This window comes from Flagellimonas sp. 2504JD1-5, assembly GCF_053618295.1.
Genome location: NZ_JBSIOU010000001.1, coordinates 1,982,871 through 2,009,115, shown reverse-complemented (window position 1 = coordinate 2,009,115; position 26,245 = coordinate 1,982,871). Strand labels below are relative to the sequence as shown.

General features: G+C 40.4%; 28 protein-coding genes and 1 tRNA gene. 12 read left to right on the top strand and 17 right to left on the bottom strand.

The features are described from left to right. Window positions 1-180: 180 nt before the first annotated feature. The 16 genes from ACULLG_RS08940 to ACULLG_RS08865 form a co-directional block, all read right to left on the bottom strand. Window positions 181-1,062 (bottom strand): NmrA family NAD(P)-binding protein, encoded by an 882-nt coding sequence (locus ACULLG_RS08940; RefSeq protein WP_452126414.1) that lies wholly within the window; start codon window positions 1,060-1,062, stop codon window positions 181-183. 9 nt (window positions 1,063-1,071) lie between these two features. Continuing rightward, the gene (locus tag ACULLG_RS08935; protein ID WP_452126413.1) at window positions 1,072-1,968 is read right to left on the bottom strand and encodes an alpha/beta fold hydrolase; all 897 of its coding nucleotides are present in this window, start codon (window positions 1,966-1,968) and stop codon (window positions 1,072-1,074) included. 10 nt (window positions 1,969-1,978) lie between these two features. Then, window positions 1,979-2,209, bottom strand: coding sequence for a hypothetical protein (locus ACULLG_RS08930; protein ID WP_452126412.1), 231 nt, complete (start codon window positions 2,207-2,209; stop codon window positions 1,979-1,981). A gap of 46 nt (window positions 2,210-2,255) precedes the next feature. Then, window positions 2,256-2,657, bottom strand: a complete 402-nt coding sequence (locus ACULLG_RS08925; RefSeq protein WP_452126411.1) for a MarR family winged helix-turn-helix transcriptional regulator — start codon at window positions 2,655-2,657, stop codon at window positions 2,256-2,258. Between the two features lie 94 nt (window positions 2,658-2,751). Next, window positions 2,752-3,918 (bottom strand): alpha-hydroxy acid oxidase, encoded by a 1,167-nt coding sequence (locus tag ACULLG_RS08920; RefSeq protein ID WP_452126410.1) that lies wholly within the window; start codon window positions 3,916-3,918, stop codon window positions 2,752-2,754. Between the two features lie 27 nt (window positions 3,919-3,945). Beyond that, complete coding sequence (locus ACULLG_RS08915) at window positions 3,946-4,950, bottom strand: metallophosphoesterase family protein (protein WP_452126409.1); 1,005 nt, start codon at window positions 4,948-4,950, stop codon at window positions 3,946-3,948. Window positions 4,951-5,012: 62 nt separating this feature from the next. After that, a complete protein-coding gene (locus ACULLG_RS08910) occupies window positions 5,013-5,345 on the bottom strand; it encodes an L-rhamnose mutarotase (RefSeq protein ID WP_452126408.1) in 333 nt (110 codons plus the stop codon). 34 nt (window positions 5,346-5,379) lie between these two features. Further along, window positions 5,380-6,159, bottom strand: coding sequence for an SDR family oxidoreductase (locus ACULLG_RS08905; RefSeq protein WP_452126407.1), 780 nt, complete (start codon window positions 6,157-6,159; stop codon window positions 5,380-5,382). Between the two features lie 2 nt (window positions 6,160-6,161). Continuing rightward, on the bottom strand, window positions 6,162-8,264 hold the full coding sequence (locus ACULLG_RS08900; RefSeq protein WP_452126406.1) for an alpha-L-fucosidase: 2,103 nt from the start codon (window positions 8,262-8,264) through the stop codon (window positions 6,162-6,164). Beyond that, complete coding sequence (locus tag ACULLG_RS08895) at window positions 8,265-9,803, bottom strand: sulfatase (RefSeq protein ID WP_452126405.1); 1,539 nt, start codon at window positions 9,801-9,803, stop codon at window positions 8,265-8,267. Window positions 9,804-9,817: 14 nt separating this feature from the next. Continuing rightward, on the bottom strand, window positions 9,818-10,645 hold the full coding sequence (locus ACULLG_RS08890) for an amidohydrolase family protein (protein ID WP_452126404.1): 828 nt from the start codon (window positions 10,643-10,645) through the stop codon (window positions 9,818-9,820). Continuing rightward, window positions 10,642-11,502 (bottom strand): fumarylacetoacetate hydrolase family protein, encoded by an 861-nt coding sequence (locus ACULLG_RS08885; RefSeq protein ID WP_452126403.1) that lies wholly within the window; start codon window positions 11,500-11,502, stop codon window positions 10,642-10,644. The genes ACULLG_RS08890 and ACULLG_RS08885 overlap by 4 nt, the downstream gene beginning before the upstream one ends. Then, complete coding sequence (locus ACULLG_RS08880; protein ID WP_452126402.1) at window positions 11,503-12,279, bottom strand: SDR family NAD(P)-dependent oxidoreductase; 777 nt, start codon at window positions 12,277-12,279, stop codon at window positions 11,503-11,505. 26 nt (window positions 12,280-12,305) lie between these two features. Continuing rightward, window positions 12,306-13,631, bottom strand: a complete 1,326-nt coding sequence (locus tag ACULLG_RS08875) for an L-fuconate dehydratase (protein ID WP_452126401.1) — start codon at window positions 13,629-13,631, stop codon at window positions 12,306-12,308. 89 nt (window positions 13,632-13,720) lie between these two features. Beyond that, complete coding sequence (locus tag ACULLG_RS08870) at window positions 13,721-14,599, bottom strand: AraC family transcriptional regulator (RefSeq protein ID WP_452126400.1); 879 nt, start codon at window positions 14,597-14,599, stop codon at window positions 13,721-13,723. Window positions 14,600-14,741: 142 nt separating this feature from the next. Further along, window positions 14,742-15,173: an RrF2 family transcriptional regulator gene (locus ACULLG_RS08865; protein ID WP_452126399.1), complete on the bottom strand. Its 432-nt coding sequence runs from the start codon at window positions 15,171-15,173 to the stop codon at window positions 14,742-14,744. Between the two features lie 122 nt (window positions 15,174-15,295). Between ACULLG_RS08865 and ACULLG_RS08860 the strand changes: the two genes are divergently transcribed. From ACULLG_RS08860 to ACULLG_RS08805, 12 genes are all read left to right on the top strand, one after another. After that, window positions 15,296-15,802, top strand: coding sequence for a c-type cytochrome (locus ACULLG_RS08860; RefSeq protein ID WP_452126398.1), 507 nt, complete (start codon window positions 15,296-15,298; stop codon window positions 15,800-15,802). A 9-nt stretch (window positions 15,803-15,811) separates the two neighbouring features. Then, window positions 15,812-16,393, top strand: coding sequence for a fasciclin domain-containing protein (locus tag ACULLG_RS08855; protein WP_452126397.1), 582 nt, complete (start codon window positions 15,812-15,814; stop codon window positions 16,391-16,393). A 25-nt stretch (window positions 16,394-16,418) separates the two neighbouring features. Then, window positions 16,419-18,377: a Sec-dependent nitrous-oxide reductase gene (gene nosZ / locus ACULLG_RS08850; RefSeq protein WP_452126396.1), complete on the top strand. Its 1,959-nt coding sequence runs from the start codon at window positions 16,419-16,421 to the stop codon at window positions 18,375-18,377. 83 nt (window positions 18,378-18,460) lie between these two features. Continuing rightward, the gene (locus ACULLG_RS08845; protein ID WP_452126395.1) at window positions 18,461-19,054 is read left to right on the top strand and encodes a hypothetical protein; all 594 of its coding nucleotides are present in this window, start codon (window positions 18,461-18,463) and stop codon (window positions 19,052-19,054) included. 1 nt (window position 19,055) lies between these two features. Beyond that, window positions 19,056-19,499 (top strand): nitrous oxide reductase accessory protein NosL, encoded by a 444-nt coding sequence (locus tag ACULLG_RS08840; protein WP_452126394.1) that lies wholly within the window; start codon window positions 19,056-19,058, stop codon window positions 19,497-19,499. An 8-nt stretch (window positions 19,500-19,507) separates the two neighbouring features. Next, window positions 19,508-19,801, top strand: coding sequence for a cupin domain-containing protein (locus ACULLG_RS08835; RefSeq protein ID WP_452126393.1), 294 nt, complete (start codon window positions 19,508-19,510; stop codon window positions 19,799-19,801). A gap of 69 nt (window positions 19,802-19,870) precedes the next feature. Beyond that, a complete protein-coding gene (locus ACULLG_RS08830; protein ID WP_452126392.1) occupies window positions 19,871-21,067 on the top strand; it encodes a nitrous oxide reductase family maturation protein NosD in 1,197 nt (398 codons plus the stop codon). Beyond that, window positions 21,064-21,774, top strand: a complete 711-nt coding sequence (locus tag ACULLG_RS08825; protein ID WP_452126391.1) for an ABC transporter ATP-binding protein — start codon at window positions 21,064-21,066, stop codon at window positions 21,772-21,774. Before ACULLG_RS08830 ends, ACULLG_RS08825 begins: the two co-directional genes overlap by 4 nt. Next, a complete protein-coding gene (locus tag ACULLG_RS08820; RefSeq protein ID WP_452126390.1) occupies window positions 21,767-22,549 on the top strand; it encodes an ABC transporter permease in 783 nt (260 codons plus the stop codon). The genes ACULLG_RS08825 and ACULLG_RS08820 overlap by 8 nt, the downstream gene beginning before the upstream one ends. A 119-nt stretch (window positions 22,550-22,668) precedes the next feature. Continuing rightward, window positions 22,669-24,387 (top strand): GMC family oxidoreductase, encoded by a 1,719-nt coding sequence (locus tag ACULLG_RS08815; protein ID WP_452126389.1) that lies wholly within the window; start codon window positions 22,669-22,671, stop codon window positions 24,385-24,387. A gap of 2 nt (window positions 24,388-24,389) precedes the next feature. After that, window positions 24,390-25,103: a gluconate 2-dehydrogenase subunit 3 family protein gene (locus tag ACULLG_RS08810; RefSeq protein WP_452126388.1), complete on the top strand. Its 714-nt coding sequence runs from the start codon at window positions 24,390-24,392 to the stop codon at window positions 25,101-25,103. 80 nt (window positions 25,104-25,183) lie between these two features. Next, window positions 25,184-25,267: transfer RNA gene (locus ACULLG_RS08805), tRNA-Leu, on the top strand. A 361-nt stretch (window positions 25,268-25,628) separates the two neighbouring features. On the opposite strand, the gene ACULLG_RS08800 is transcribed toward ACULLG_RS08805, so the two are convergent. After that, the gene (locus ACULLG_RS08800; RefSeq protein WP_452126387.1) at window positions 25,629-26,042 is read right to left on the bottom strand and encodes an MFS transporter; all 414 of its coding nucleotides are present in this window, start codon (window positions 26,040-26,042) and stop codon (window positions 25,629-25,631) included. Window positions 26,043-26,245 lie beyond the last annotated feature (203 nt).

Here is a 26,245-nt window from a genome sequence, read left to right as displayed (position 1 = left end):
CATGCAGAACATAATTCCCAAAACATTACAAAATATTAATTATGGAAAACATCTTATCAATTTTAAGCTCCATAAAACTTTTACAAGGTATCAACCATGTAAAAAACCTGTAAGCTTTTTTACAGGTTTTTTATATAGATACTTGTTTTGGAGAACTAATTCCAAATGCTTAATACCTTTCTAAGTAAACATTTCTTTATGTTCCTCTAAATACGCTTTAAAACTGCGGGGTTTATGCCCTGTGATTTCTTGCACGGTTGCCGTTGTTCTATTGAACCGTCCATCCCCTACTTCCGAGCTGAATTCTTTTAAATGTTTTGCCAAAAATTCATTAACTGTTGGATGGGATTTGATATTCTCAATCCAAGTTTCTACCGGAATAGGCACATAATCTACATCTTTACCTATTGTTTCTGAAATGTCTTCAGCAACCTGTTTTGCCGAATGAACTGTTGGTCCTGTTAGTTCATACCGCTTTCCCACATGTGTGGTGTAATTGGCATCCAATAGAATTTCTGCGACTACTTCACCCACATCCTTAGGGTGCACAATGGAATATTGGGCATCGGCCAGTGGATAATAGAATTTTTGATGGTCTGAAACAGTAGGGGCAGCAAAACCTAAATAATTCCATGCAAAAAGAGCTGGTCTGATATGCACGGCTCCCACATCTGCCCAATCTAAAATACGTTCCGCTATGCTATGATTTTGTGTAGCCGGACTTGGTGAATTTTCACTTACCCCCATTTGCGACATAGCAACTACCATTTCCAAATTGTTATTTCTGGCTGCTTTGGCAAAATAAGCCGTTGCTTTGGGCAAGTAGTCTAAGAAAGGATACAAAAAATAGGCCCTTTTTATTCCTTTCATGGCAGTTTCCAAACTATTCAGGTCCATAAAATCTCCTTTCACCACCTCTACTCCAAGGAACTCTAGGGCTTCGCTTCTTTGATCCAATGTACGAACCATGGCCCTAATTTTTTTTCCTTTTTCCAGTAAATGTTTTACAGCGTACTGGCCTGTCGTTCCGGTTGCACCGGTAATTAAAATCTCAGTTTTCATCTTGTTTTTTTAAATATTAATAATTCTAGGCTCATGTCTAGCTTCTTTTAAAAATCCCATTGCATGTTCCACAAGTCTATCTGGTTTATCCATTTGGACAAAGTGTCCGGAATCTTCGATCACTTCCAAGCGGGCATTAGGCAATCTCTCAGCCAATAATTCTCCAAGTTTGAAATTGATAAAACGATCATGTCTGCCCCAAACAACCAAAACTGGTTGCTTAACTTCATGTATCCTACTTTCCAAATACGCCTGTCCTGGAGCATTGTTTTGAAAATAAGACAGAAAGGCATCTTGGGTGATTTTATTGTAACCATCGGCAAGAAATTCTTTCTGTACTTCCCTGGGAATGTTATTGTTCCGATAAAACCCTTTGTTATATGCAATCTGAGCGGAAATCTTAGGAAACCACTTGATAAGGGCCTTTGCCCGAATGGAATTTTTCCTTCCAAAACTTTTAACCTCCCACGAGGAAAATGCTGTAGTTGGAAAAGGAATACCATCCATTACGATAATTCTTCCTATTCGATTTGGATTTTCAACGCCCATAATCAATGCTGGGGATAGACCAATATCAGTTGCCATGATATGTGCAAAGTCAATTTGGAGGGTGTCCAAAAAATCCATCCCTACGGCTGCGAAATTTCTTGGATTGTGGTCATTTAGCTCTTCGAACGCTTCGCTACCCCCAAAACCAGGAAAATCCATCGCCAGAACATGATAGTCATTAGATAATGCCGGAGCAACGTCATACCAGGTATGAAGATTTTCAGGAACTCCATGCAATAAGAGTATGGTGGGGTTTTCACTGTCTCCCAATTCTGCATAGCGAATGCTCAATCCAAACTTTTCAATCTGTACCTTTTTTGTACGTAATAATTTTGACTGTTGTTGATTTGTTTTCATAGAATCAATTTTAATTGTTATTGTTTTTAAAAAGCCATGGGCCAAGCAATTTGACCAACAAGGGCATTATTACAAATACCATAGAGGTAGCGATCAATGCCACCACAACAAAAAGTACAGCCCTGCGGTCCATTTGATCCACAGGAAGAATTTGTTTCACAAACCATTCAAAGAAGAGCAATAAGGGATACACCGCCAAAGCTGTTATTAGGGCCTGTTTCCATGGAATCATCCGTTTCATTTTAAAATATTTGAAAGTTGTATATACAACATGTTAAGTAAATTTTTTATTGTAATCTGTTTTCCAACTTTTGAAGACTTTGCAGTCCATCATCGTTTAATTTATCAACCAAAATATCCATAGCCATCTCCCACTGGGGAATAAGTTCTTTTACCAAATTCATTCCTTTCTTTGTTAATTGAATTTCCGGTCTATATTCAGCAGATCGTTCAAGCAGACTCCTTTTTTCAAGTAGCTTTACATTTCTGCTAACGGTTGATCTTTCTAGACAGAGTACCTCTCCAACTTTTCCCTGTTCAACCAATCCAAGTTCGTGCAGGGTGAATAAGATCGTTAGCTGATTTTCAGTAATCTTATATTCCCCCAAAAATCTTCTGATATGCCCATCCGCAACCCTGGATAAACGTCTCAATCTAGACCCAATACAATGCTTTAATTGATATTTCATACCGCAAAGATAATTTCCTATGTTGTATATACAACTTTTTAACAGAACTTTATTATTCTAACATTTAACTTCCATTCAATGCGATATAATAAGCTTAAGTTTTTAAATGATTCGGAAAATCGGTAGTGCGCTCGCACCCAATTTGGTGCATTACCTGCTGTAGTTGGGTCTTTAACAACGAAATAGTGTGGTTTCCTCCTTCTTTACCCAAGGCAGCCGCTCCATACATAAAGGAACGTCCCATAAAAGTGAAATCGGCTCCGCTTGCCATGGTTCGCGCAATATCAGGTCCGGAACGTATTCCACTATCCATCATTACCTTAATCTGGTCTCCATAGTTTTCTGCTATTCTGGTCAACGGTTTTATAGTGGATTCACCAGCATCCAACTGTCTTCCACCATGATTGGAAACAATGATTCCATCCAGTCCCAATTTTATTGCCCGTTCTGCATCTTCCTCCGTTGCCACACCCTTAAGTACCAATTTCCCTTTCCATTTGTCACGAATCGGGCCGATTTTTTCCTCTGGCATTCGTTTCGAAAAAAGCTTGTCCATAAAAAGCCCCAAATGTTTAAGATTGAGATTTTTGGGCATATAGGGTTTTAATGTTTCAAAATTAGGTTGACCATGCAATAAAGTCTCCATGGCCCATCTAGGTTTACCCAAAATCTGAAGCATATTGTTGATGGTCATTTTTGGGGGCATTGAAAGTCCATTCTTGATTTCTTTGGGTCGAAATCCAAATGTGGGCACATCACACAACAACACCAAAACAGGACATTCGGCTGCTTGAGCCCTTGCTATCATGTCGTCCCTGACACTATTTTCGGTTGGATGGTATAGCTGAAACCAGGCTTTCCCCTCTGTCAGTTCACTGGCTTTTTCAATACTGCATGTGGTCACGGTACTCAAAATAAAGGGAATATTGTGTTCAAAAGCGGCTTTTGCCAAAATTTCGGAGGCGTTTGGCCACATCAATCCCTGTAATCCGACGGGAGCTATTCCAAAAGGAGCGTCATATTCGTGTCCAAAAAGTTCTGTTTTTAACGATGAGTTTGGATTGGCATTGAGATACTTTGGTTTCAGTTCCACCTCACGTATTTCTGAAGTGTTTTTTCGAAGATTTACCTCTTCATTACAACCTCCATCCAAATATTCAAATGCAAACCTAGGAATTCGTTGCTTAGCCCTTGTTCTCAAATCTTCTATGGAAGGATATCTGGTATTGTACTCCAAATTATTTGTTTTATGGACTCTCATGTTTTACAACTTCAAAATAATTGTTTGCTAAAACCTTAATTTATAATCCGAAATCTCTGGTGAATACGCATTACCATAAATAGGTTTGGGCATTCCTGCCTCATAAGGCGATGGTGGCATCCATTCACTTCTTACACCTTCAATGGCAAGCGTGCCCTCTGACCGCAATTCGGCAAATGCGTATAAAGGGTCTTTATAGGTGGCCATATTGGGGAGCCATTTATATTGCTCGTACATTTCTTTGGGATACCGCTCCATATTCTTGTACTTATCTTCCATCCATTGGTATGACATGCTATTGATTTCGATATAATCGATGCCATTCTGGTGATGGTGAAAATCGATATGATTATGGCCGTTCATGCAACATATTACCTTTTCTTTATGGGCCTCCATTATTTTCTGAAGGGTCAAACGATTTTTCACTCCCCATTGGTAATGCCATAAACTTTGATGGGAAAATACAATGGTTGGTAACTGTGTGGCCTCCAAATCAGCTTTGAACCACTCTATTTGTTCATCATCAATAAAAGTTCGGAGGTTACTGTTCACATAGAAATTGGATTTTTCATAATCTGTAAACTTCCCATCTTGATATAAGAAATTGGCATCTAATACAACAAAATGATAGTTATGAAAATCAAAGGAATAATATGTTTTGGGCATGCCCCAGAAATCCAACATTTCCTGTTTTGAGTTCCTATCCATATCGTGGTTGCCAAGTACATGATATTTTTGGCCTTTAAAGGTTTCCCAAATGTGGAGAAAATCACGGTTTTTCGAATCGGCCATACAAAAATCGCCCAACTGGATAATAAAATCTACATCCATCTGAACGGCCTCGTAGATAAATTTCTCCAAACGCTGGTCTGCATCTGGCATTAAATCTTTATGCACATCAGCTACAATTCCGAAACGAAGAGACCCCTGGACATCGGAAAGCATTGAGGGTTTGAATGACAATAACAGGGGTGCTAAAAATGAAGCGGCCGACCCAGTCCCAATCTGATTTATAAACTTTCTACGTTCCATTGTATCTTCAATTTATTGATCCGGCAGAAACACCGTATTCCTTTTTTCAAGTTTGTTGAACTCTACTTCAACTCAAAAATCTTTTGCATCAACAACCATTTTTCTCCTGGCTTTGCCATAGGCAATGCCTGCTGGTATTTCCACATCAATTCTTCCCACTCTTGCACCTTCGGATTGTTTAAGTCCGCCTCCGCCTTGCTTTCAAATGAAAAATTATCGTCAGCTTCAACAGTCATAAAAAGTCTGGTTCCCAGCCGATATATTTCCATGCTTTGGATACCTGAATCCAAGATGCTTTTTTTAATCTCGGGCCAAACCTCCTTATGATAAGCCTCATATTCGGCTATCAGGTTTGGGTCATCTTTAAGATCTAGAGCAAGCGCATAGCGTTTCATTTTTAATCTATTTGGTTTATCAGGATTAACTTGCTTACAAAGCTCTGTCCAAATGGGTGTACCCTCCATCCACAAAAATCAACTGCCCTGTGGTGTGACTCGACTTTGGCGATAGCAAAAATGCAACCATATTGGCTATTTCCTCCGCAGATGTCATTCTGTTCTCCAAAGGGATTTTATCCGTTATTTTTTTCAATTTTTCTTCTGGATTTGGAAATGTTTTTATCCATCGGTCATAAAGCGGTGTATAGCATTCTGCCACAATAACTGCGTTTACACGAATGGCATGGGGCAATAATTCCACCGCCCATTCGCGGGTAAGGGCATTGCGGCCTCCATTGGCAGCTGCGTAGCCCGAAGTACCTCCTTGGCCGGTAATAGAGGTTTTAGAGCCAATGTTGACAATAGCGCCTTTACTTTTTTTAAGTTCGGGCAGTGCATGGTGCGCCATCAGGTAATAGTGGGTAAGATTTTTACTGATTGATGCAACAAAATCGTCATAATTCCCATCTTCCAATCCAATACCATCATTGATTCCTGCATTGTTCACCAAACCGTCGATTCTCCCATATTTTTCCACCACCTTGGCCACCGCGTCTTTACATTGTTCGGGGTCGGTCAACTCCGCGAAAGCATAAAATACTTTTTGACCTTTATCTTCAATGTTTTTCACGGCTTTCAGGACATGTTCTTTGGTGCGACCTACAATTACCGGAATTGCCCCTTCGGCAGCCAAAATGTTTACTATACTGTTTCCAATGCCCTTGGATCCGCCGGTAACTATTATGACCTTATCCCTTAATTGTAAATCCATATCTATTTATTCGCTGTAATTATCCCAATCTCACCGAAAGACGCCCTGGTATCCTCACCTGCCACCTTTGTAGCCCTTAATTTAATAAATCTACCTTTGGTAGCATCAAAATGTATGGTCTGTTCTATGGGATTGTTGACCACATTGCTGAACTCACCTTTCGAAACCCTTTTCCAGCTGCGATTGTCTGTACTCACAAAAAACTCATACTCCATAATTATCCCAAAAGACCAACGTTCTTGTATGGGCCAATAGGTAAATCCACTTAATTCATGCGCTTTTCCCAAATCTACAATCACTTCGCTTGGTTGTTTTCCTTCTGCATCAGTAGCCCAGAAGGTCTCTGGATTGTCATCGATAAGTTTGGCTGCCTCACCACTATTTCCTGATGATACCTTAACCACATTCCAATCTTTTTTGGAAGCATCAAAATACTTGGAACCCACACTTGTTGTCCTGCCGTCGGCAGGGTCAACAGCTATAGCTTTGATTGTTGTAGGTTGATTAATTAAAAACGGTCCATTATATTTCTGGGAGGATGTAGAAGGGTCAGACCCATCAATGGTATAAAATGCCTCAATATTCTTATCTGCCAACCCCAACCTTACCATTCCATCTTTATTTCTTTTGATAATAGGTTCGGTCAATAAATTGGGCGCATTGTAGCAAGAAATATTGGATAGGGTGGGTGGTCCTTTGGCTGCCGTAATGTTCACCTTTAATTTTGATGTTCTTACTTTATCAAACCGTAAGATGCGTTTATTTCCAATGGTAGTTTGATTGGCCAGTTCCACCCAATCTCCATTTACCTGAGCTTCGACAGTGAATTTTTGAACTCGTTGTCCCAAAGGAATGTACTCCTGAAGCAAAATTCGGTTTATTTCTTCTGGCTTGTCAAACTCAAGAGTGATTGAGGCAGTAGTGCTACCATCATTGATGGCCCAATATGTTTTATCATCTCCATCTGTAACATTACTTGCTTTGAAATCCGCGCTGTTTCCTCTAACTTCCGTTGCTGTCGCTTTCTGACCTTTAGCCAAGTCAATCGCAAAATCCTTGTCCAATTGTTCTCGAAGTCGTAGGAGTTGTTCCACGTCTTTTTCATGTACCAATCCCCTATCGTCTACGGGAAGGTTCAACAACAGGTTACTGTTTCTTCCTACGGACTCGTAATAAATTTTAACCAGATGTTCCAGGGATTTCACCTGATGATTCTCCGATGGGTGGTAATACCATCCAGGTCGAATGGAAACATCAACTTCCGAAGGAAGCCAGTGGGTACCATCTTCATGTCCTGTTCTCAACTCTACATATCTGGGCCACCCCGGATGAATCTCATCTCGACGCATAATACTCCAATGGGTTTCGTTGGCCCATCCTTCTTCGTTGCCGACCCAACGAATATCAGGGCCTCCGTCACTAAAGATTACAGCATCAGGCTGTAATTCTCGGACTATATTGGTTACTTTATCCCATTCATAATAGGTTTTGTTATCAATTTTCCGGGTTTCATTGGCCCCTCCGTAATAACCTGACCCTCCATTGGCACCATCGAACCAAACTTCAAAAATGTCGCCATAATTGGTCAAAAGCTCTCGAAGTTGTTCATGGAAATCGGCTACATATTCTGGTCGGCCGTAATCTTCATGGTTTCTATCCCAAGGGGAGAGATAGACCCCAAATTTGAGTCCAAATTCCTTACAAGCTTCGGAAAGCTCTTGAATTAAATCTCCATTGCCATCTCTCCATGGTGAATTCTTAACGGAATGTTCGGTGGTTTTGGTTGGCCATAAACAGAACCCATCGTGGTGTTTGGCGGTAATTATTATTCCTTCCATCCCGGCTTCTTTTGCAACACGCGCCCATTGGCGGGTATCCAATTCTGTAGGATTAAATTGTTCTGGAGATTCTCCACCCAAACCCCATTCCATATTGGTAAAGGTGTTCATATTGAAGTGGATGAAAGCATAGTATTGCATTTTATGCCATTCCAATTGTCTTTCAGAAGGTGTTGGCCCCACAGGCGCAGGAGGGTCAACCTTTGAGCAGGAAAAGAGGCCGACAAATACTATAAAAGCGGAAAATAGAATGTTGATTTTTTTCATTTATAATGTTATTTCATCTGGAAATGGGACGGGTTCTCCTGAGTCTTTGAATGAAGGCATTTGCGCATCTACTTTTCTAAGATGGTCCGAAAGCGTTTTAGCCAATGCTCCCACTTTCTCAGGGTGTTCCGATGTCAAATTCTTGGTTTCTCCTATATCCGTTTTTAGGTTGAACAATTCAAAATGTTGGTCCTCATGAAAGTAAATGAGCTTCCAATCACCTTTTCTTACCGTGCTCGATGCGCCTATACCAGGTCCGTCAGGTCCCCATTCGTTGGGGTAATGCCAAAATAATGGCCGTTCGGAGCTATTTGATTCTTTTTTGGTGAGCATTGGCATAAAACTTTGTCCATCCATGGCCTGCACCAATTTTGGATTTTCAACTCCTGCCATCTCGAGGATTGTAGGATAAAAATCCTCAATAATGAGATAGCTAGCAGAAACAGAACTAGGTTCCACTTTTCCTGGCCATTTTACCAACATGGGTTCACGAATACCGCCTTCATAGGCTGATCCCTTTCCACTGGCCAGAGGCTTGTTATGGGTGTGCTTTTCACCTCCACGGGCAACTGCACTAAGACCTCCGTTGTCAGACATAAATAGAATAATGGTATTTTCTTCCAAACTTTTGGCCTCCAAATAATCCATAATGTCTCCCAAACTTTTGTCCATCCCCTCAACCATGGAAGCGTATTTGGCCTCGGTGGAATCCATGCCATTTTCGAAATATTTTTGCAGGTATCTGTCATCACCCATAATCGGGGTATGAACTGCGTAATGGGCCATATACAAGAAAAATGGTTGTTCTTTTTCCACTGCAGTGTCCAAAGATTTTAATGCTTCCTGCGTAATTGCCTCTGTTAAGTAAATATCCTTTCCGTGGTATTGTTCCAGACCGGGTACTGCCCAAATTTCTTTTCCTTCTTTTCCATTTCCGAAGTTTTCAGTGCCTAAATAACTTTCGGGTGCTCCAGCGGCATGTCCTGCAATGTTAACGTCAAAACCAAGATTCAATGGGTCTTCGCCAGGGGTGCCTATGGCCCCAAAATGGGCTTTCCCTGAATGAATGGTAAAATATCCCGCATTTTTTAATACTTGTGGCAATGGGGTTGCATGTACCGCTTTGCTATCCCCGGCTACAGGGCTCATTCCATTTACATTCCATTCCGGGAATTGAAGGGTTTTATGGTTGACTTCCATGGGTTGCAACATATCCTTTTTTAAGGTCCAATTGGTAACCCGGTGTCTGGCCGCATTCATTCCTGTCATTAAACTAACTCTAGTTGGTGAGCAAACCGCAGTGGAATATGCTTGGGTAAATTTCATCCCCTCTTTGGCCAAACGCTCCATGTTGGGTGTTATATAAAGTTCATTGAAAGCGGTCTTTTTGTTCCAAAAGGGAACGGAAGTGTCCTGCCAACCCATATCATCCACAAAGAACAAAACAATGTTCGGCGTTGGGGTTGGTTCTGGTTTTTTTGTCGGTTGGCAACTTGCAAACACGATCAAACAGAACAGTAATAAAAGGTTGTTATTCATGGTCATACACATAGTTAAAGATTATAAAAACGAACGGCATTCAATCCCATAATGTTCTGCTGTTCCGAGGGTGATAATTGCTGGACAAAATTGGCCACAATGGAAACAACGTTTTCGTATGTTCCCGCAACCAGACAAACCGGCCAATCGGAACCAAATAGAATCCTATCGGTTCCAAATGCATCCAGCACAGCTTCCATAAAGGGGTAAAACTCGGTTTCCTTCCACTTAAAACTTTCGGTTTCGGTTACCATTCCTGATAGTTTACAGAACACATTGGGAGCTTCCCCCAAGGTTTTTATCTGTTGTTCCCACTTCTTGTCCATTCCTTTGGAAATCTCGGGTTTGGCAATATGGTCTACAACAAATTTCTGGTTTGGAAACTTCCTTACCATTTCAATCGCTGCAGGTAGTTGATGTGGATACACCAAAATATCGTAGGTAAATCCAAAACTGGACAGGCAACCTATCCCTGATAAAAAATCTTCCCTTAGCATAAAATTTGGGTCAGGTTCTGCTTGGACAATATGCCTAAATCCTTTGATTAAATTGTGGGAAGCAAAATACTCCAATCGTTCCTCCACTTTGGCATCCAAAAAATCTACCCAACCTACAACCCCTTTTATAAAATTGTGAGTTTTAGCCAGATTCAACAAAAATTGGGTTTCTTCATCGGATTGGTCTGCCTGAACTGCTACGCATCCATCCACTCCATTGGCTTCAAAAATGGGTTTTAAATCAGCCGGAAGGAAATCTCTTCTGATAACAGCCATGGAATCATCTATCCAATCATCCCTGATCGGATCATATTTCCAAAAATGTTGGTGGCTGTCTATGATCATTCTCCGTTATAAGCCTTTGCATGTTGTTTTGAGCTTCCCAATCCATCGATACCCAACTCCACGATATCGCCAGGTTTAAGGTATTTTGGTGGATTTAGCCCCAATCCCACTCCAAAAGGTGTCCCCGTGGAAATAATATCTCCCGGTAAAAGTGTCATAAACTGGCTAATGTAACTTACAAGATGCGGAATGTTGAACACAAAATCGGAAGTGTTGCTATTCTGCATGGTCTCACCATTGAGTTTTAACCAAAGGTTAAGGTTATGGGGATCTTCAATTTCATCTTTGGTGGCAATAAACGGACCCAACGGGGCAAATGTATCATTGCTCTTTCCCTTTACCCACTGACCTTCGCGCTCCAACTGGAATTCCCGTTCACTGTAATCGTTATGCAGCACATACCCGGCAACATGGTCCATGGACTCATTTTGACTTACATAGGAAGCCTTTTTACCAATGACCACACCAAGCTCCACTTCCCAATCGGTTTTTTTGCTTCCCTTTGGTATGACCAGATCATCATTCGGTCCTACTATAGCCGAAGTGGCCTTAAAGAATAGCACAGGCTCGGAAGGAATAGCCATACCACTTTCCGCTGCATGCTTTGCATAATTAAGTCCAACGCAGACAATTTTTGAGGGACGGCACAATGGTGGGCCCAAGCGCACATCCGTTTTTATAGCAGGACAATTTGAAATGTTCTTGCTCAACCAATTCTGGAGTTGTTCTACCCCATTATTTGCAAAAAAGTTCTCATTGTAGTCCTGCCCAAAAGCGGAAACATCTATTCGAGTTCCATTTTCAAGTTCCACGCCCGGTTTTTCGTTTCCTGGGCTACCGAATCGTATTAATTTCATTTATCCGTTCAATTTTATATATCCGCCATCTATGGGAAAATCTGTTCCTGTAATAAAGGATGCTTCGTTCGAGCATAAGTACAGCGCCAAATGGGCCACCTCCTCTGGTTTTCCCATACGACCAATAGGTTGTGTCTTCGAGAGTTTTTGAAACACTTCATTTTCTTCCCCAGGATAGTTTTTCTTAATGAAATTATCCACAAAAGGAGTGTGCACTCTTGCTGGGGAGATACTGTTGCATCGGATTCCATAATCCAGATAATCTTTGGCCACGGAATAAGTCATTGTCAGCACAGCACCCTTGGTCATGGAATAGCCAAAACGGTCGGATATTCCAACTGTTGATGCAATGGAAGCCATGTTCAAAATAGTCCCTCCGTGATTTTTCATGGTCTCAATACAGGAAAGGATACAATTATAAACTCCTTTTATATTGACTTGATAAAGCCTATCCAAATCCGCTTCGGTGGTACCTTCAATGTTTCCTACATGGGCTATGCCTGCGTTGTTGATGAGAATATCAATCTTAGACTTTTCTGAGATGGAATTTATTACTCTTTTTGTTTCTTCTTGATTTGAAACATCGCATTTATGTCCAACTGCTTTTCCTCCGGAATTTTTAATTTCTTCTTCAATAGATTTAGCTCTGTCTGAATCCAATTCCAAAATATGCACTACAGCTCCTTGCTTTGCAAAGGTTTTTGAAATTGCTTCTCCAATTCCACTGCCTCCTCCTGTTATCACCGCATTTTTCCCTTCTAGACTAAACAGCTCCATAGCATTATTGTTTGAAAATCAATCTATTAATTCACCTTTTCCAATTCTTCCTGCCAAACCACCCCATTGGGAAACTGGTGTTGATCCAGTGATTCATTTTTCATTTGAATGCTGAACCCTGGCATGGTTGGTGGCATATATGCTCCGTTCTTAATGACCACGGGGTCATAAAAATGTTCATGCAAATGATCCACATATTCTATGATCCTATTCTCCATAGTTCCACTGACGGAAATATAATCGAACATGGAAAGATGTTGAACATATTCACATAAGCCCACTCCACCGGCATGTGGACACACCGGAATATTAAATTTTGCGGCCATTAGCAGAATTGCCAAATTCTCGTTTACCCCTCCTACCCTGCAACTATCTATTTGACATATGCCGATGGCATCAGCTTGCATTAACTGTTTGAACATTACCCGATTCTGACAGTGTTCCCCGGTAGCAACTTTTATAGGATGAACGGCCCTGGCCACCTTTGCATGCCCAAGAATATCGTCAGGACTGGTTGGTTCCTCAATCCACCATGGATTGAATTTTTTTAGCTCGGCCATATTGGAAATGGCCTCATCCACATCCCATTTCTGATTGGCATCCATCATCAGTTGCAGATCCGGACCCATTTCTTCACGAATGAGCCCAGCTCTCCTGATATCATCTTCCAAGTCGGCTCCCACTTTGATTTTCATATGTTTGAATCCAGCCTCCTTCGCTTCCCTGCACAGTCGTCTCATTTTTTCATCAGAATACCCCAACCATCCCGCTGATGTAGTATACGCCGGGTAGCCCGATTGCAACAACTTATTAATACGTTCTTGTTTTGTACTTTCCTGTTTTTTAAAGATTTCCAAGGCTTCCTTCGGGGTAACCGCATCGGTAATGTACGTAAAATCAATGCAGTTTACGAGTTCTTCCGGGGACATGTCTGCCAACAATCTCCATAAGGGCTTCTTTTCCACCTTGGCATACAAATCCCAAACGGCATTGACCAAGGCTCCTGTTGCCAAATGAATGACACCCTTTTCGGGTCCCAGCCATCTTAATTGACTGTCGCCGGTTATCATTTTCCAAAAAGCTCCCATGTTTTGGGTAAAGCTTTCAAGGGATTTCCCCAGCAACAAAGGGGATAGGGATTCTATGGCTGCCACACAAAGTTCATTGCCCCTACCTATGGTAAAGGTTAAACCATGTCCTTCTATTCCTTCTGGATGATTGGTTTTCAAAACCACATACGCGGCCGAATAATCCGGGTCGGGATTCATTGCATCCGACCCATCCATGTTCTTGCTCGTAGGAAATCGGATATCCCGTGCTTCGATGTCAGTAATCAATATTGAATGGGACATTATTACATTTGTTTAAGACAAAGCTAACCGCTGACCAAAGCTTTAGCTACCTAATAAACTACTAAGGGCAATACTATTTTTGCCCGGTATTAGGCATATTCCATCTTATCGGTATGATATTGAATATAGGCACTTGGCGATTTACCGATTATCATTTTAAACTGACGGTTAAAGTTGGAGATATTATTGAATCCCGACTCATATGCTATTGCAGTAATATTCAATTTATCTTCCAGAAGTAGCTTGCAAGCATACCCAATTCGTATCTCATTAAGGTACCGAGTGAAGGTCTTGCGATGTACTTGTTTGAAAAACCTACTAAATGCGGAAGAATTCATTCCGATAACGGAAGCAACATCACTCGCTCCAATGGAATTTTTAAAATTCTTGAACACGTATTCATAGATTTTGTGAAGTCTTTTGTTCTCCGTTTTTAAAAAGGAATTGATATATCCCATACTGGAAAGCAGCTTGTAGGGTCTTTGTTTGGCAAGAATATTCAGAATTTCAATAAACTTCAATAATCTTTCAAATGGTTCAAGATTCAACAAACTTCTGATATCATCAAGGGTATCTTTGTCAACTTCCGTAAATTTCACTCCTCGATTGGCGCGCTCCAACAGATCGGTTATTGGTTTTGTTTCCGCAACAGATAAAAAACCCATTCCCAAAAACTCCTTTTTAAAATGCACCACCACAGATTCTGCCATTCTTTGTGATGAAGGCTCAAAATAGATATCATCATTAAGTAACATATGGGGTAGGTTTTTACCAATAAGAATTACCTCACCTTCGTCAAATTTTTCAATGCTATCCCCAATAAACTGGGTTCCTGAGCTTTTTTCAACCAAAATCAACTCGAGTTCCGGATGGTAGTGCCAAATCTTTAAAAAATGTGGGTATAAATTATGGCTTACCATAAAAGAACTATTATTGGGACTAGTCCTATTTAATAAATGTAGCTTCATGCTTGGTGGTTATGATCTCAAATTAAGCAATTTCCTCCGTTAAACATACCATTTTTAATGTTTTTTCACATAAAAAGCAAAAAAAGTATTGAATATTGTTAAAGGAGAGGAAATACCCCCATTTGGCAATGAATCTTAGGAGTTATAGTGGTAGAACTGCTTTGCCTTCCTGTATGTCCTTTAGAAGTTTCGCAATAGTGGTCTCCTCAAGATTTTTTAATAAGTAACTGTTGGCATTTCCAACCAGATCATGCAAGGCACATGGGTTTTCACTATCACATTCTCTTATACTGAGCATGCATGAAACCAATCGTTGTCTCCCTTCAATAACATCAACAATTGAAATCAATGGAAGCTCTTTATTTGCATCACTGAGGTAAAAACCTCCCTTTGGCCCTCTTGATGAAGAAATAATCCCTTGCCTGGAAAGTACCTGTAAAATCTTGGCCAAATACTCCTTTGGAACATTGATTCTATCAAAAATATCCTTGACCATCAATTTATGGTTCTCACTGGAATGCAGAGCCAAAAATAACACAGCTTTAATGGCATACTTTGAAGAGGTTGTAAGCATAACTATTTGATAGTAAGCCACAAATATAAAAAAGATGTTTTTGTCTGAAATCTGACATTTATCATATTCTACCTTCTTTTGAGGCGATATTTTTGGCCTTAAAATCTAACAATTGTAATCCAATGAAAATTATTGTAAAAAGCAGTGCATTCCTTCTTCTGGTCTTCCTTATAAGTTGTGGAGGAAAAGAGGAAAAGAAAAAAGAAGGTTTTCAGGTACAACGACAGAAATCCACTACCGAGAAAGTTGATTCACAACCAGAAACAAATTCTGTAAAACCCTCTGAAAGGGTCGATCTTGCCAACAAGGGAGTTGGCCCGATAAAATCATTGACTTTAAACGATGACATTGATACGGCTATGTCCGAAGAGGGCAAAGTCATATTTGAACAGATGTGCCTAGCATGCCACAGGGTTGGAAAAAAGTTCATTGGCCCAGCACCGAACGGCATTTTGGAACGACGCTCACCCGAGTGGGTCATGAACATGATCTTAAATCCAGAGGTCATGGTAAAAGAAGACCCTTTGGCCAAAGAACTTCTTATGGAATTCAACGGATCTCCTATGGCCAATCAAGGTCTTACCGAGGAACAGGCAAGGGCCGTCCTTGAATATTTTAGAACCTTATAACAATTAACTATGCAAGTAATCACCAAAATCAAAGTATTTCTAGGTTCGCTCTTGGTGCTGTTTATTATGAACAGCTGCAAGAACGAAGCCAAAACCGAAACTACTACCACGACCAATGTGGAGGCTAAAGAAAGTGACAAAAAGCAGGGACAGGCCTTCCTCAAGGATGATGAAGCCCAACCCAATGTGTTGGATATCGCCATTGGCTCCAAGGACCACACTACCCTTGTGGCCGCGGTGCAAGCTGCCGAATTGGAAAATGCTCTAGTAAATGCTGGGCCCTTAATGGTCTTTGCCCCTACCAATGCTGCTTTTGACGCTTTACCCGAAGGCACTGTGGAAAATCTGCTCAAACCCGAGAACAAAGCCGATTTGGCTGGTATTCTTCAATACCACGTAACTCCCGGGAAATACTCTAAGGAATTCCTCAAAAAATTCAAAAAACTGGGACAGGCAAACAATCAAAATGTTCAGGTCGAAGTAAAAGGGGATGATGTTTTTGTTGGAGGAGCAAAAATAATTGCCAGTGTTCCCTGTGGAAATGGAATTGTGCATGTGGTCGACAAAGTAATGTTACCACCCAGTCAATAATTAAGAACAACTAAAAATAATAACAATGAAAAAAATCCATTATTTAATATTTGCACTTGCAAGCGTTTCGCTACTGTTTACGAGTTGCAATCAGCAGAGCAAAAGCTCAAATGGTGCATTGTCATCGAGCGCAGCCGAAAAGGTATATGTGGCCCCAGGAGAGCACGACGATTTCTACGCCTTTATTTCTGGAGGTTTCAGTGGACAAATGTCCGTTTATGGACTCCCTTCAGGTCGATTGTTCAAAGTTATCCCTGTTTTTTCCCAAGATGCTGAAAAAGCTTGGGGATATAATGAAGAAACGAAGCCCATGCTAAACACTTCCCACGGATTTGTACCTTGGGATGATGCCCACCACCCCGATATTTCCCAGACCAATGGTGAAATTGACGGTCGATACGTTTTCATCAATGGAAACAATACACCACGAATTGCCAAAGTAGACCTTAGTGTCTTTGAAACTACGGAGATTATTGAAATTCCAAACAGTGCTGGTAACCACAGCTCCGCTTTTGTAACAGAAAATACGGAGTACGTTGTGGCCGGAACGCGTTTTTCAGTTCCGATTCCGCAGCAAGATATTTCCATTAAAGAATACAAGGGTAATTTTAAAGGGTCGCTTTCTTTTATAAGTGTTGATCCTGAAGATGGTGGGATGGATCTATCCTTCCAAATACTGATGCCAGGTTTCGACTACGATTTGGCTCACCCGGGTAGAGGTGCTTCCCATGGTTGGATGTTCTTCTCAACATATAATTCCGAAGAATCACACACTTTGATGGAAGTCAATGCCTCCCAAAATGATAAGGATTTTATAGCAGCTGTTAACTGGAAAAAAGCAGAGGAGTACATTAAGGAAGGTAAGTTTACCACCATGCCCGCCAACTATGCGCACAACGTCTATGATGAACACACCCATACAGCTACATCTACAATGAAAAAGGAAGTTCGTATACTAGATGCTTCCGCACTACCAGGCTTGGTTTATCTTTTACCAACACCAAAATCTCCCCATGGATGCGATGTGAACCCAACGGGTGAATACATTGTGGGTAACGGAAAACTTTCATCAGATTTAACGGTACATTCCTTTACTAAAATGATCGATGCCATTGAGAATGAAAAATTTGAAGGAGAAGCCTACGGAATTCCGATTCTTAGCTTTGAAGATGTATTGGCCGGAACGGTTAAACAAGCTGGGTTAGGTCCATTGCACACAGAATTTGATGGTAAAGGAAATGGATATACCACCTTCTTTATTTCATCCGAAGTGGTAAAATGGAAAGTTGGGACCTGGGAAGTAGTTGACAGACAGCCTTGTTACTATTCGGTTGGTCACCTGATGATTCCTGGAGGTAATTCCCGAAAGCCGTATGGAAAGTATGTAGTGGCCATGAACAAAATTACCAAAGACCGTTACTTACCAACGGGACCTGAGGTGACTCAATCTGCGCAACTGTATGACATTTCCGGTGAAAAAATGGAGTTGCTACTGGATTTCCCAACAGTGGGTGAGCCGCACTATGCAGCTGGTATTCCGGCTGAACTGGTGAAACCACGTTCCAGAAAAATCTACAACCTAACTGAGAACAAGCACAAATATGCCACAACCTCAGATGCCAATGTAAGGGTAGAACGTGACGGAAAAGAAGTACATGTCTATATGACTATGATCAGGAGCCATTTTAATCCAGACAATATTGAAGGAATCAAAGTTGGCGATAAGGTTTACTTCCATGTGACCAACCTTGAGCAAGACTACGATGTGCCTCACGGTGTAAGTATGATTGGTGCAAATACCTCAGAGTTATTAATTATGCCCGGACAAACTGAAACTTTTGTTTGGGAACCTAAACAAGTTGGTGTTTGGCCATTCTATTGTACCGATTTCTGTTCAGCATTGCACCAAGAAATGCAAGGTTATGTTAGGGTTTCTCCTGCCAGTTCAGATATTGACCTGACTTGGTCATTGGGTGAAGACTAACACAATAATCCAAATTGTTGGATTCTAATTTAGATAAGCGGGAGGACGTCCCCTCCCGCTTTTTAAACCTTAGTGCTTAAAAAATGAAAAAGAACTCAAAAATCGTAATGTTTATTGCTGTGTTATTGCCACTGCTTCTGTTTGTTTTTCCCCTTTGGAAAATAACGCTGGAAGCTCCGCAATATCCAACTCCCTTGGGAATGTATATCCATATCAATGATTTTTCAGATGCAAATCCGCATGACATCAAAAACATCAACCTGATGAACCATTATGTGGGCATGAAATACATTCCAGATGCCATTCCAGAATTTAAGATATTCCCCATAGGTATCATTTCCACAACAATTCTAGGATTGCTAATTGCTTTTAAGGCAAACTATCGTTGGTATTTATATTGGTTTATTTTAATGATGGTGTTAAGTGCTGCCGGACTTTATGATTTTTATTTATGGGAACATGATTATGGGCATGACCTAGATCCAAAAGCTATTATGAAGTTTACCAATCCCGATGGTTCTGTAATGGGCTTTCAGCCTCCATTATTTGGATCTAAGGATATTTTGAATTTTAGGGCGCACTCCTACCCGCAACTTGGAGCGTTCGGTCTTGGATTGGGCATGGCACTTTCCTTTGTTGCCTATATGCAAGGAAAAAAAGAACAGAAAAATCAGTAATATGAAAAACCTTGGCGGAACTTATTTGCTTTCCTTTCTTTTGATCCTGGTTTTGGGCAGTTGCAGTGTAAAGCCACAGCCCATTATCTACGGAACAGATGGATGTCACTTTTGCAGAATGACGATTGTGGACCAACAACACGCTGCACAAATAGTGACTACAAAAGGAAAAGCATTTAAGTTTGACGCTATTGAATGCATGGTAAACCATTTAAAGGAGGTAGATTCCAATAGCATAGCAATGTATCTCTGCAATTACTACACCGAACCAGGAAAACTAATCGATGTCACTGAAGCCACATTTCTCATAAGCGAAGGGATTCCAAGTCCAATGGGTGAATTTTTAACCGCATTTGATATACCAGCAAGTGCCGAATCTGAAAAAAACAAACATGGGGGCAAACTATATTCCTGGGATGAACTTTTAATCGAATTAAACCAATAATCCATTTAATGTATACCATAAACGAGCAAATAAAAGAGCAAGAAACCAAAGGCTTGCAGGTGGCTTCACTTGTCAAAACAGATGGATTGGAAATATTGACCATCAGTTTGGAAAAGGAAGCAACATTCCCCAGACACACGTCACCCAAAGATGCGCAGTTGATTGTTTTGGAAGGGGATATTGACTTTCATATAAATAAAGTAAAGTACAATCTTACTGCTTACCATCATTTTAACTTCCCCGCGGAGGAGGAACACTGGGTAAAAGCAAACCGAAATTCCAAATTTTTGATTGTACGATAAATAACGATGAAACCTCTAAAAACAATTCCAACTGCGCTCTTTTGCGCAATTCTCTCCATCCTTTTGGGTATGACTTCAATTGTCTATGCCAAGACCATCGAAGTATGCTCCTCCTGTAAGGTCAAGAGTATAAAAAATGGAATTGCACTTGCCACTGATTTTGATACAATTTTAATAAAGAAAGGCACCTACAACGAATTCAATATTAGGGTGGACAAACCCTTGACTCTTTTGGGTGAAAACTACCCAGTTATCGACGGGAGAGATCAAGGTGAAATCATTACCGTGGTTTCCGACAATGTTACCATAGATGGACTATTCATTATAAATGTGGGCACCAGCTATACCGAAGATTATGCAGCAATACGGGTCATAAAAAGTAAAAACTTCCTCATTCAGAATGTGGTTTTGGAAAAGCTATTTTTCGGTATTTATCTTGAAAAATCCAGCAATGGAAGAGTTTATCACAATAAAATAATTGGAGACGCTGTTGAAGAATTCAACTCCGGCAACGGAATTCAGCTTTGGTACAGTAAGAATATTGAGGTAGAACAAAACATTGTGCAGCACGTACGTGATGGTATCTACTTGGAATTTTCTGATGACATTCTTATTAAAAACAATAGCAGCACCAATAATGTCCGTTATGGCTTGCACTTCATGTTTTCCAACAACGATATATACGAAAACAACATTTTTGAGAACAATGGCTCCGGCGTGGCAGTCATGTTCTCCAAGGAAATAATAATGCGGAACAATACATTTCGAAAAAATTGGGGTGCAGCTTCCTTTGGAATGTTGCTGAAAGAAATCAACGATGCCGAAATAATGGGAAATTCTTTTGAAGAAAACACCGTGGGCATCAGTATAGAGGGATCCAACCGAATCAAATATTTGAATAACACCTTTGCCAACAACGGTTGGGCCCTAAAGGTAAGGGGAGCCTGCTATGGCAATACCTTTTCGGCCAACAACTTTCTACATAATTCCTTTGATGTTTCCTACAATAGCAAGCTTAACGACAATATTTTTAAGGGAAATTACTGGAGCAAGTATACCGGTTATGATCTTGATAAGGATGGAACAGGAGATGTCCCCTACCGACCGGTCAAACTCTTTTCCTACATCGTAAACCGTACCCCGGAGACAATCGTTCTGTTAAGAAGCTTGTTTATGGACATTATCGATTTTTCAGAAAAAGTTTCGCCTGTTTTCACACCCGACAAACTTTTGGATGCAACCCCTTTAATGAAAAAAATACAATGATACAGATAGACAACCTCTGCAAACGATTTGGAAAAAACCAAGTGCTCCGTAACTTAAACTTGACCATAGAACAGAAAGGCATTGTTGCCATTTTAGGGCCAAATGGTTCCGGAAAAACCACTTTGATCAAATCAATCTTGGGCATGGTAATACCCAATGAAGGGACCATTACCATCTCTGGTGAAAACATCCGAAACAAATGGAAATATCTTCAGGATATTGAATACCTGCCCCAAATTGCAAACTTTCCGAGCAACCTCAAGGTCAAGGAACTTATACGAATGATCAAAGATTTGCACCAACAACCATCCAAAGAAGAACAATTGATTTCCCTTTTTGGTCTAGAACCCTTTTTAAACAAAAAATTATCCACCCTCTCAGGAGGCACCAAGCAAAAGGTAAATATTGTCATGACCTTTATGTTTGACGGTCCGTTGATAATTCTTGATGAACCCACTACTGGATTGGACCCTGCGGCCTTAATTCAACTTAAACAATTGATTCAGGAAGAAAAATCAAACGGAAAAACCATCTTGGTCACATCCCACATTATGCAATTTGTTGAAGAAGTTGCCGATGAAATCGTTTATTTACTTGAAGGAAAAATCTATTTTAAGGGAAATATTGAAGAACTCAAGAACATGACCAAGCAAACCAATGTTGAACATGCCATTGCGGCTATAGCTTCCGAAAATATCCATGCTTAAAATTTTAAAATATAGCTTTTACGACCTCATACGAAGTAGATGGAGCTACGTTTATTTTCTGTTCTATCTGGCGCTTGGATTTGTATTGCTTTTTTTGAACAACGATGTATCAAAAGCGGTTATCACCCTAATGAACATTATAATTGTTTTGGTTCCGTTGATTGGCACCATTTTCGGTGTCATGTACTATTATAACTCAAGGGAATTCACAGAACTGCTATTGGCGCAACCCATAAGACGAAGCTCAATATTTCTAGGACAATATCTTGGCGTGGCCGGCTCTCTTGCACTTAGTCTCATTCTTGGTTTGGGAATTCCGTTCGTTTTTTATGGTCTGTTTCGAAGTGATGCCATTTTTGACTTTACTTTATTGCTGGTAACTGGAGGTTTTCTAACCTTGATTTTTACCGCGCTTTCATTCAACATCGCCCTATCCAACGAAAACAAGATCAAGGGTTTTGGATATGCCGTACTCCTTTGGCTCTTTATGGCCGTGATTTATGACGGCTTGTTTTTAATGTCGCTTATTGTATTCGAGGAGTATCCGTTGGACACTTTTTCGTTGGTCGCAACTATGTTGAACCCAATTGATTTATCCCGAACCCTGATTCTGCTAAAACTTGATATTTCAGCACTCCTGGGATACACCGGCGCAGTTTTCAAGGATTTTTTTGGCACTAATCAAGGTCTCATTATTTCTCTTCTTATGTTGATGCTTTGGACCGTACTTCCGGTTTGGTGGTTGGTTCGAAAAGCAAGGGCTAAAGATTTCTAAAACAATCCCCTTTTTAATGTAAAAATTGAGGTTGACTGTCTTTGTTCCAAAGTTATTGGTCTAGAAGTTCGATTTATTTCCTATTATATTTTATATTTTGCTGAAGTAATTCAGAGCAAATGCAAATAATCGAATCTTCCCAAGAATACGATGTAATCATTGTGGGATCAGGTGCAGGTGGTGGAATGGCCACCAAAATTCTTTCAGAAGCTGGACTTAAGGTCGCTGTTGTAGAGGCAGGGCCTTTTTTTGATCCTGCAAAACCAGAGCAGATGACCCAGCTTAAATGGCCCTATGAATCACCAAGACGGGGAGCAAGTACCACAAGACCCTTTGGAGATTTTGATTCTGCCTACGGCGGGTGGGATATTGAAGGTGAGCCTTACTCCCATTCCGAAGGAACCGATTTTAAGTGGTTTCGTTCGCGCATGTTAGGTGGACGAACCAATCACTGGGGAAGAATCTCATTGCGTTTTGGACCAAAAGATTTTAAAAGAAAAGATCAGGATGGTTTGGGTGATAACTGGCCAATTGGTTATGAAGATGTAAAACCATACTACGATAAAGTGGATAAACTAATTGGGGTTTTTGGTACCAACGAAGGCCTCCCCAATGATCCAGATGGTTTTTTCCTTCCACCTCCAAAACCTAGACTGCACGAGCTTTATTATATAAAAGGAGCCAGAAAATCCAATGTCCCTGTCTATCCTTCCAGGATGTCCATGCTTACCAAAAGGATAAATAATGAAAGAGGCGTATGTTTTTATTGCGGTCAATGTTCAAGAGCGTGCCAAGTGTATGCCGATTTTTCAGCGGGAACCTGTCTTATCTTCCCGGCGCAGAAAAGCGGGGGACAAATAGATCTTTTTGTCAATTGTATGGTTCGCGAAGTGACGACTAATGATGAAGGTAAAGCCACAGGCGTATCCTACATCAACAAAGAAGACAGAAAAGAATATAAATTAAAGGGCAAAGTAGTTGTTTTGGCCGCCTCTGCCTGTAGTTCTGCCAGGATATTGCTGAATTCAAAAAGTAAACAACACCCCAACGGACTTGGTAATAGTAGCAATGTAATGGGAAAATATTTGCACGATTCCACAGGAAGCAACCTTATGGGCTTCATCCCAGATTTGATGAACCGGGAAACCTATAATGAAGATGGTGTTGGAGGAATGCATGTATATACCCCTTGGTGGCTGGAAAATGCGAAACTCGATTTCCCCAGAGGGTACCATATTGAAATGTGGGGTGGTCTAGGAATGCCCAGTTACGGCTTCGGTTTTAATCCAAATGCCCTGAACCAATTTTTTGGATTACCAGTTGGAGGTTATGGCGATAGCCTTAGAAAAGATGTCAAAAAATACTATGGCTCCACTATTGGTATGGCCGGCCGAGGCGAATCAGTCCCCCAAGAAAGCAATTATTGCGAAATAGATAATACCAAAGTGGACGAATATGGGATTCCGGTGTTAAAATTCAATTATAAGTGGACTGATCATGAAATAAAACAGGTTAAACATATGCAGGATACCTTTGAGGAAATTATCCACAATATGGGTGGCCAAGTGATAGGTGAAAAAGCTGGGAAAGATCAAAATTATGGTATTTTGGCTCCCGGTGAAATCATTCACGAAGTGGGAACCACACGTATGGGCAACGATAAGAAAACTTCAGTAGTAAACAAGTTCCAACAAATGCACGATGTGGACAATGTATTTATTGTTGATGCTGGACCTTTTGTATCCCAAGCAGATAAAAATCCAACATGGACCATTTTAGCGTTGGCATGGAGGGCGTCGGATTATATTGTTGAAGAACTTAAAAAGCAAAACATTTAGTCATGGATAGAAGGAAAAGTCTAAAATCGATTTTGTTGGGAGGTGTGGCCAGTGGACTGGCAGTTCATGGATGTAAGCCAAAATCTGAATCAGTAGCTGAGGAAATAGTTCCGTTCAAAAGCTATACCTATGGTAGAACACCTAAAGAGGAAGAGCGCGACCAAGAACTTTTGGAAGAAGTGTTTTTTAATGAACACGAAATGGATACCATAGCTGTACTCTGTGATTTGATTCTACCCGCCACAAACGAATACGGTAGTGCAACTGAAGCGGAAGTACCCGATTTTATAGAGTTTATGGTGAAAGATATCCCAGAATTACAAACCCCATTACGTGGCGGACTTATGTGGCTCGACCATAAATGTAATACAGATAACAATGTTGTATTTAAATCAGCAACAAGGGAACAACAAAAAGCCATTTTGGATACAATTGCCTTCCCCGACCCGGAAATTTCCGAGCAGGAACAACCCTTGGAAATCCAATTTTTCTCAACAATGCGCAACCTGACCGTATCTGGATACTATACCACAAAAATGGGCATTGAAGAACTGGGCTATAAAGGTAATATGCCCAATGTTTGGAACGGCGTTCCGGACGAGGTACTTGCCAAACATGATGTCTCTTATGACGAGGAATGGCTTGCCAAATGTGTAGATCAAAGTAAGCGGGCAGTAATTGCCGAATGGGATGAAAACGGAAATCTACTGACATAAGTCTTTCATTCGTTCAAATAGTTTGAAAAGCCCATTGGAACAAGTTAAATTTTATCGATATTTGCCCGCAAATTCAAAATGCCCACGTGGTGGAATTGGTAGACACGCTACCTTGAGGGGGTAGTGTTCGAAAGGACGTGCTGGTTCGACTCCAGTCGTGGGCACAAAATCCAAGTTTTGTTTTGGGTTTCCGAATTCAAGGGGGAAAATCGGCGAAAATGGCTGTTTTATCCCCTTTTTTATTTAGAATAACAAGATTGTATTGCTATTGACTTGTCTTGATTCCTATAAAAGAAGAAAAATCCTCTATCATTTTTAATTCCTAACAAAAAAGTAAGAATTTTTGATTCCATATCATTGATTTTATTTACAAAAAAGTTATTTTAGTGGCTCAAATCAACCTCATGAATAAGCATCTAAAGAACCAAATCTATGGCTCTATTGGCATAGTATTACTTACCGTATTATTTGTACTTTATAAAATCTGGGCAGAACAATCATAGCAGTACGGATTAACCTCTTACTTTATTTTCCAACATTCTCAAAGTCTCTTTTTATTCCCTCTTCCGAAGGCTTTAGAAAAATCATATAAAGTATCAAAAATACCCCTATCAAGAGCAATTCCTTTTTTAGGAACAAAATTAGAAATGCCGCTCCCTCTAGTAACGCCCAGCGAATTAAAGACGCGGTTTGATAAGTCCCTATTTTGTCTTCCATATTTAATCCCCTATCCACATTTTTTAATTGTTGCTTGTACAGCACGTTTCCAAGAAAAATGGCCGATATCGGAATGAGCAGATAAACCAAGGTAGACGAATCAATCGTTTGGATTTTGATAAAATCAAGCGTATACAAATCGCCTAGAATAAAATAAGCCAAGGCAATTCCCAAGCAAAAACCAATATGGATTGTTTTGATAGTCTTTAATTTTTCCTTCATAAACCAAGGTTTGAGTAGATGATCGCTTTGAACTAAAATTGGTCAACCCAAAATAGTCAATTTATAGACTTAGGGATGCAAAAATCCCAATCACACTACCCTTTTGCGTTAAAACAATAAAACATTTTGATTCCATCTTCACAAATTTAATGGCATTAAATTAGGCCAACTCCAATTAAATTGTAAATTTGTTTAATGTTTAT

What these genes read in the sequence shown, in the direction of transcription:
- ACULLG_RS08940 (WP_452126414.1), bottom strand. Translation starts at nt 1,062, where the DNA reads ATGAAAACTGAGATTTTAATTACCGGTGCAACCGGAACGACAGGCCAG.
- ACULLG_RS08935 (WP_452126413.1), bottom strand. Translation starts at nt 1,968, where the DNA reads ATGAAAACAAATCAACAACAGTCAAAATTATTACGTACAAAAAAGGTA.
- ACULLG_RS08930 (WP_452126412.1), bottom strand. Translation starts at nt 2,209, where the DNA reads ATGAAACGGATGATTCCATGGAAACAGGCCCTAATAACAGCTTTGGCG.
- ACULLG_RS08925 (WP_452126411.1), bottom strand. Translation starts at nt 2,657, where the DNA reads ATGAAATATCAATTAAAGCATTGTATTGGGTCTAGATTGAGACGTTTA.
- ACULLG_RS08920 (WP_452126410.1), bottom strand. Translation starts at nt 3,918, where the DNA reads ATGAGAGTCCATAAAACAAATAATTTGGAGTACAATACCAGATATCCT.
- ACULLG_RS08915 (WP_452126409.1), bottom strand. Translation starts at nt 4,950, where the DNA reads ATGGAACGTAGAAAGTTTATAAATCAGATTGGGACTGGGTCGGCCGCT.
- ACULLG_RS08910 (WP_452126408.1), bottom strand. Translation starts at nt 5,345, where the DNA reads ATGAAACGCTATGCGCTTGCTCTAGATCTTAAAGATGACCCAAACCTG.
- ACULLG_RS08905 (WP_452126407.1), bottom strand. Translation starts at nt 6,159, where the DNA reads ATGGATTTACAATTAAGGGATAAGGTCATAATAGTTACCGGCGGATCC.
- ACULLG_RS08900 (WP_452126406.1), bottom strand. Translation starts at nt 8,264, where the DNA reads ATGAAAAAAATCAACATTCTATTTTCCGCTTTTATAGTATTTGTCGGC.
- ACULLG_RS08895 (WP_452126405.1), bottom strand. Translation starts at nt 9,803, where the DNA reads ATGAATAACAACCTTTTATTACTGTTCTGTTTGATCGTGTTTGCAAGT.
- ACULLG_RS08890 (WP_452126404.1), bottom strand. Translation starts at nt 10,645, where the DNA reads ATGATCATAGACAGCCACCAACATTTTTGGAAATATGATCCGATCAGG.
- ACULLG_RS08885 (WP_452126403.1), bottom strand. Translation starts at nt 11,502, where the DNA reads ATGAAATTAATACGATTCGGTAGCCCAGGAAACGAAAAACCGGGCGTG.
- ACULLG_RS08880 (WP_452126402.1), bottom strand. Translation starts at nt 12,279, where the DNA reads ATGGAGCTGTTTAGTCTAGAAGGGAAAAATGCGGTGATAACAGGAGGA.
- ACULLG_RS08875 (WP_452126401.1), bottom strand. Translation starts at nt 13,631, where the DNA reads ATGTCCCATTCAATATTGATTACTGACATCGAAGCACGGGATATCCGA.
- ACULLG_RS08870 (WP_452126400.1), bottom strand. Translation starts at nt 14,599, where the DNA reads ATGAAGCTACATTTATTAAATAGGACTAGTCCCAATAATAGTTCTTTT.
- ACULLG_RS08865 (WP_452126399.1), bottom strand. Translation starts at nt 15,173, where the DNA reads ATGCTTACAACCTCTTCAAAGTATGCCATTAAAGCTGTGTTATTTTTG.
- ACULLG_RS08860 (WP_452126398.1), top strand. Translation starts at nt 15,296, where the DNA reads ATGAAAATTATTGTAAAAAGCAGTGCATTCCTTCTTCTGGTCTTCCTT.
- ACULLG_RS08855 (WP_452126397.1), top strand. Translation starts at nt 15,812, where the DNA reads ATGCAAGTAATCACCAAAATCAAAGTATTTCTAGGTTCGCTCTTGGTG.
- nosZ (WP_452126396.1), top strand. Translation starts at nt 16,419, where the DNA reads ATGAAAAAAATCCATTATTTAATATTTGCACTTGCAAGCGTTTCGCTA.
- ACULLG_RS08845 (WP_452126395.1), top strand. Translation starts at nt 18,461, where the DNA reads ATGAAAAAGAACTCAAAAATCGTAATGTTTATTGCTGTGTTATTGCCA.
- ACULLG_RS08840 (WP_452126394.1), top strand. Translation starts at nt 19,056, where the DNA reads ATGAAAAACCTTGGCGGAACTTATTTGCTTTCCTTTCTTTTGATCCTG.
- ACULLG_RS08835 (WP_452126393.1), top strand. Translation starts at nt 19,508, where the DNA reads ATGTATACCATAAACGAGCAAATAAAAGAGCAAGAAACCAAAGGCTTG.
- ACULLG_RS08830 (WP_452126392.1), top strand. Translation starts at nt 19,871, where the DNA reads ATGACTTCAATTGTCTATGCCAAGACCATCGAAGTATGCTCCTCCTGT.
- ACULLG_RS08825 (WP_452126391.1), top strand. Translation starts at nt 21,064, where the DNA reads ATGATACAGATAGACAACCTCTGCAAACGATTTGGAAAAAACCAAGTG.
- ACULLG_RS08820 (WP_452126390.1), top strand. Translation starts at nt 21,767, where the DNA reads ATGCTTAAAATTTTAAAATATAGCTTTTACGACCTCATACGAAGTAGA.
- ACULLG_RS08815 (WP_452126389.1), top strand. Translation starts at nt 22,669, where the DNA reads ATGCAAATAATCGAATCTTCCCAAGAATACGATGTAATCATTGTGGGA.
- ACULLG_RS08810 (WP_452126388.1), top strand. Translation starts at nt 24,390, where the DNA reads ATGGATAGAAGGAAAAGTCTAAAATCGATTTTGTTGGGAGGTGTGGCC.
- ACULLG_RS08800 (WP_452126387.1), bottom strand. Translation starts at nt 26,042, where the DNA reads ATGAAGGAAAAATTAAAGACTATCAAAACAATCCATATTGGTTTTTGC.